1 protein-coding gene is annotated in these 1,284 nt (G+C 31.5%); it reads right to left on the bottom strand.

Annotation, left to right across the window (positions count from 1 at the left end; translation table 11 throughout):
- Positions 1 to 709, bottom strand: a 709-nt coding sequence (locus tag OZD62_RS05965; protein ID WP_275019657.1) for an Rpn family recombination-promoting nuclease/putative transposase, incomplete at its 3' end; no start/stop codon positions are given.
- Positions 710 to 1,284: the final 575 nt, after the last annotated feature.

Here is a 1,284-nt window from a genome sequence, read left to right as displayed (position 1 = left end):
CAGCCTGTTCATCAAGAATACGTTTTATTTCCTGTTCATAGGCAATAAATTCTTTTTCTGACCAGTTGAATCTATTTAGCTCTTCATAGGCCTTTTTAATTATTACATCACTACCTATTATTTTTTCCAGCTCTTCTTCACTAGTCTCATCTGCATATCGAAAAAAATAAACCCATTTTTCAACTATATTTTCCAACTGATCTTCCTTATTCTTTGGAAATTTTGGCAACTCAATAAATATAAAATAGAAATCTTTTAGATCATGCTCATTAGTGTCTTCATCTCGAATAGTATGCTTTGATTTGTACTCAGATTTATTAGGAAACAGTACACAATCTGCTATAGCAATGAAGATAATTTCCTTAAGGTTATGATACTGGTCACCTTTATCAGCTTGCCTTGAGTAAGCTTTAGCAGCATAGTATTGGGCACGTTTTTCAAAGCCTTTAGTTTTAGCGACCTGCATTTCGCAAATGTATTGAGCACCTGTAGAATCTCTACAGAGAACATCAACAATACTTTGCTTTTTAGCGGCGATATCGGGGTCTTGAATAGTACTTAAAAACTCTATATCCTTTATTTCATTTTTACCAGTAAAGCCAAGAATATCATTGAGGAAGTGAATAAGGATATCTCTATTTTTTTCAGTACCGAAGATACGCTTAAACGATACATCATTTTTGGGATCAAGAAACTTAGAAAAAGTCATAAGAAAGAACCTTAAAAAGCATTAATAATTATACATAATTCTGAAGAAATGTTCAAGTTTTTTATTTTTTTAAGTTTTGAATGCGTTGATGAAAAAAATGTCTCCCATAGATGGCTTTAGAATGCTACTACGCACCTTAGACTTCCCTTTGTACATCTTTTATTAACCCTTCTATAAAGCGCCTTAAAAGGCCGGCAAATGGATGCTATGAGTTTGGAGCTGTAGGAGACATCAAAGATACCCTTTTTGGTGTATAAAAATACGAATCTACGACAACATCGTTTAAAGAAATTAGCAGCTATTAATATCTTCTACCTTTTCATAAAAAAATAAACAAAAAAAAATTGAAAATTTGATTTGACTTCACCCAAAAGCTATGGCTTTATGCCAATACTGCTAAGAAAATAACAGTAAACATTTAAAAATAATTTATTATTAGTGAGGGGTATATTATATGAACAATAAGAATAAAAGTAAAGATCGTAAAAAAGAAATAGAGTTCCGAATTGACCTTACCCAGAAAAAGTGGAGAGAAAGAAAGGAGTTTTTTCGGGTAAAATAAAATTTTGGAGGAT

Origin of the sequence: Wolbachia endosymbiont of Drosophila seguyi (genome assembly GCF_028981765.1) — a bacterium.
Taxonomy (GTDB): domain Bacteria; phylum Pseudomonadota; class Alphaproteobacteria; order Rickettsiales; family Anaplasmataceae; genus Wolbachia; species Wolbachia pipientis.
Note: the sequence above shows the minus strand (reverse complement) of the source record. Positions and strands in the feature narration are given on the sequence as shown.